Source organism: Roseateles sp., assembly GCF_046300915.1.
Lineage (GTDB): Bacteria > Pseudomonadota > Gammaproteobacteria > Burkholderiales > Burkholderiaceae_C > Kinneretia.
The window spans coordinates 1-3844 of the sequence record NZ_JBKCLH010000093.1 but is presented as its reverse complement, the minus strand read 5'-3'; the positions used below and the strand labels follow the sequence as shown (position 1 = coordinate 3844).

Annotated in this window: 3 protein-coding genes and 1 pseudogene; 1 reads left to right on the top strand and 3 read right to left on the bottom strand. The window is 69.2% G+C overall.

All coding sequences use genetic code 11. The features are described 5' to 3' along the window. On the bottom strand, window positions 1-1481 hold a 1481-nt coding region (locus ACK5F2_RS07065), incomplete at its 3' end, for a serine hydrolase domain-containing protein (RefSeq protein ID WP_409863764.1). A 290-nt stretch (window positions 1482-1771) separates the two neighbouring features. After that, window positions 1772-2164, bottom strand: a complete 393-nt coding sequence (locus tag ACK5F2_RS07060) for a hypothetical protein (RefSeq protein ID WP_409863763.1) — start codon at window positions 2162-2164, stop codon at window positions 1772-1774. Between the two features lie 203 nt (window positions 2165-2367). Between ACK5F2_RS07060 and ACK5F2_RS07055 the strand changes: the two genes are divergently transcribed. Then, window positions 2368-3564 carry a urate hydroxylase PuuD gene (locus ACK5F2_RS07055; RefSeq protein WP_409863762.1) on the top strand — a complete coding sequence of 399 codons (1197 nt, stop codon included), beginning with the start codon at window positions 2368-2370 and terminating at the stop codon, window positions 3562-3564. Between the two features lie 4 nt (window positions 3565-3568). Here ACK5F2_RS07055 and ACK5F2_RS07050 read toward each other — a convergent pair. After that, window positions 3569-3844, bottom strand: a pseudogene (locus tag ACK5F2_RS07050) (NAD/FAD-dependent oxidoreductase); the annotation flags it as partial.

Sequence of the window (3844 nt, the reverse complement as noted above, 5' to 3'; positions counted from 1 at the left end):
CAGTAGCCGGGGCTTTGCAGCTCGACCAGATCCTCGCCCAGCCCGCGCAGCGTCCAGGCCCGCGCGGGCTTGAGCAGCGGCCCTTCGACCCGCAATTGCTCGCCGCGGATCTGCCAGCGCAGGCCGGCATCGGCATTGCGGAACTCGCCCTCCAGCCCGGCAGGCAGGGCGGGGCGTTGCGCCAGGCGCTGCAGGCGGGCCTCGCGCCCCGCGCCCAGCTGCAGGCACAGGCGGCCCTGCTCGTCCAGCGGCGTGGCGGCGATCTCGAACTCATAGGCCCCGCGCAGCGGCAGCCAGCGCCCATCGGCCTGCTGCTGCAGCTCGAAGCTGGCGCCCCATTGCTGGGCCATGAGCTGCCCCTGGCTGTTCAGGCTCAGGCTCAGCAGCTCGCCGGCCTGGGCATCCAGCCATTCGCCGACGAGGGCCTGGGCCGTCTCGGCCCGCTGCGGCGGGGCTGGGCGTGCGAGCAGCAGGCGGGCCACTTCGCGGGCCTGCTTGTAGGGGTTGAGGCCCGCGTCATTGCTGATCAGGGCCACGGCCATGCGGGCCTCGGGCAGGAGCAGGAACTCGGTGCGAAAGCCCGGCCATAGCCCGCCATGACCCAGGGTGCTGAGCTCGTCCAGGCGCCCATGCTCAAGGCCGTGGGCGTAGGGCGAGTGCCCGCCCGCATTGAGGGGCAGCAGCCGCGCCAGCTCGCGCCCGAGATCGGCCACGCCGTCCACCGGCCGCAGCAGATGGCCGGCCCAGCGCAGCAGGTCTCCCACGCTGGACACCAGGCCGCCCTCGCCGCCATGCTCAAAGCCATGCTGGGCGCGGCGCCACTCACCCGGCGCGGCATTCAGATAGGGCGTGGCCAGGCCGGCCAAGGGCTGATCGCTCTCGACCGCCATGCTGGTCGCTGTCATGCCCAGGGGTTCGAAGAAGGCCTCGCGCAGCTGCGCGTCCAGGCTGCGGCCACTCAGGCGCTCTGTGATCAGGCCCAGCAGGGCGAAGCCGCTGTTGCAATACAGAAAGCGGCTGCCCGGCTCGAAGTTCAGGTGGCGATTACGCTGCAGGGCCTGCAGCAGCTGCGCGCGGTCGACACGCTGGTCCAGCCCCACGCCGCCCAGGCGCAGCAGTTCCAGCACATCGGGCAGGCCGCTGGTATTGCGCATCAGATGACCCACACGCACCACCTGGGGCAGCTCGGGCAGCTCGGGCAGATGCTGGCGGACATCGTCCTGCTGGCTCAGCAGGCCTTGGCGCTCCAGCAGCAGGGCAGCGGCCACGGTGAACTGCTTGGACACCGAGGCGATGCGCAGGCGGCTGTCCGTCTGCAAAGGCACACCCAGCTCCAGGCTGGCCAGACCATAGGCCCGCATCCAGCTCGGTTCGCCCTCGCGCCAGACGCCCAGCACGCAGCCCGGCGCGGGACGGCCGGCCGTGTCGGCAAACAGGGCGTCGATGGTGGCGTGCAGCGGATCCGGGTGCATGGCAGTCATGGCGGCGCGTGGTGTCGAGGGCGGCTGGGAGCACCCAGTCTAGGGCCGCCGCGCCCGAGCGCAGGGCCCGACGTGCGTCAGCCGCACCCTGCCGCTTGACGCAAAAAAAACGCCCCACCGTTTGAGGGTGGGGCGTGTGCATGGGGTACGTCGGCGCTGGTCACGGGTTCCAGGTCTCTGCCCAATCTGCAGCCGGTTTCCGCCTCCGTGCTTCGCATTGTGCAGACGCTTTGTGACGGCGATTTGACGCAAACCAAGCTCACCGCAGCTTGGCGCGCGTGGGCCTGGGGTCAAACCTTGCCATAGCCCTGGCTGGCCAGCCAGGCCTGCGCCTCTTCCACGCTCGCACTGTGCTGAAAGCGCGTGATGGCCTGGGCCCGCTCGGCCAGGTCGCGCACCAGCAGGGCGTGGAAGCTGGAGGGCAGCACATCGCTCACCGCGTCCAGCCCGTGCGCCACGGCATCCGTGAAGAACTCCCACCAGCGCGCGAACACCTCGGGTGTGCCGCCCTCCCACTCGCGTGCGTCGGTGAGCATGGCCCAGCGCCGCTGAGGGTCTTGCGTCCAGAAACTGCGGACTTCGGCATGCAGGGCCTCAACCGCCTGCACATTCCAGGTGCCTTGGTAGCGGACCCACAAGATGGGCTCATGCCATTCGATGTGGTACTCCCCATGCTGCCTCATGGCGTGCCTCCGGACGTGATACAGACGCCAAATTTTGCTACCGGCCGGGCATCCGGGCGATATCAGTGGTTTTTAAACTGTATACACTTCTGCTCACACCACGTCGCCGCGGCGCCCGGAGCTCTGCCCCGGTGGCGCGACGTCTGGCCGGATTACAGCGCCCGCAGTGGTAGCCGGCCCATTCGTTGCTTGTTGCTCAAGGTATGGAACCTAGCTATCTGCTCGACTGGGCCAATCTGCTGCTGCGCTGGCTGCACGTGATCGTGGCCATCGCCTGGATCGGCGCCTCCTTTTACTTCGTCTGGCTGGACAACCACCTGCTCAAGCCCGAGGCCCCGGAGCTCAAGGCCAAGGGCGTGGACGGCGAGCTCTGGGCCGTGCACGGCGGGGGCTTTTACAACCCGCAGAAGTACATGGTGGCGCCGCCCAACCTGCCCCAGCACCTGCACTGGTTCTACTGGGAGAGCTACTGGACCTGGATGAGCGGCTTCGCGCTCTTCGTGCTGCTGTACCTCTTCAATGCCGAGAGCTTTCTGATCGACCGCCAGGTCCATGCCTGGGCCGCGCCCTGGCAGGCGGTGCTGGCCTCGCTGGGCTTTCTGGCCGCGGGCTGGCTGGTCTATGACCAGATCTGCCGCCGCTTTGGTCATAACAAGGATGGCAGCATCGGCAATGACGGCCGGGTGCTGGGCCTGATCGCGGTCTTCATCGCCTTTGCGGCCTGGGCGGCCTGCCAGCTCTTCGCGGGGCGTGCAGCCTTTGTGATCGTGGGCGCCATGATCGCCACCATGATGAGCGCCAATGTCTTCTTCTGGATCATCCCGGGCCAGAAGCAGGTGATTGCGGACATGCGCGCCGGCCGGCCGGTGAACCCGATCTACGGCCAGCGCGGCAAGCAGCGCAGCGTGCACAACACCTATTTCACGCTGCCGGTTCTGATCGCCATGCTCCGCAACCACTACGGCCAGCTCTACAGCCATGCCCACAACTGGCTGGCCTTGCTGGCCCTGATGCTGGTGGGCGTGCTGGTGCGCACCTGGTTCGTCAAGCGGCACAAGGGGGTCAACGCCTGGCCCCTGATCGTGGCGGCCCTGGCCGTGCTGGCCGGCTTGATCGTGGCCCTGGCGCCTGCGCCCCGGGCGCCCGCTGCCGTGGGCGCGCCCGCACCCTCCCTGGCCCAGGTGCAGGCGGTGATCGAGCAGCGCTGCGTCATGTGCCACAACGCCCAGCTGGCGCAAAAAGGCATGCAGCTGCACACGCCCGAGCTGGTTGAGCAGCATGCCCAGCAGATCTACCAGCAGACGGTGCAGCAGCGCAGCATGCCGCTGAACAACGCCACCCAGATCACCGAGGAAGAGCGCGCCCTGCTGGGCCGCTGGTTCGAGGCGCGCTCGCGCTAGCCGGCTAGCGCGAGCCCAGCAGGGCCTCGGCCAGGGACCGGCCGCTGAGCCAGGCGCCCTCCACCTTGCCGCCGTGCAGCCAGTCGCCGCACAGGCCCAGGCCCAGCTCGGCCTGCCAGCCATGGCCGGCGTCCAGAGCGGGGGCGCTGTCGGCATAGCGCCAGCGGTGCAGGCTCCAGCGCTGCGGCGCGGCGCCGCCCAGGGCGGCGAAGGCCTGCAGCAGGGCGGCCGCCACCGCCTCGGGCGCGTCTTCCAGATGGGCCTCGCTCCACTCGGCCTC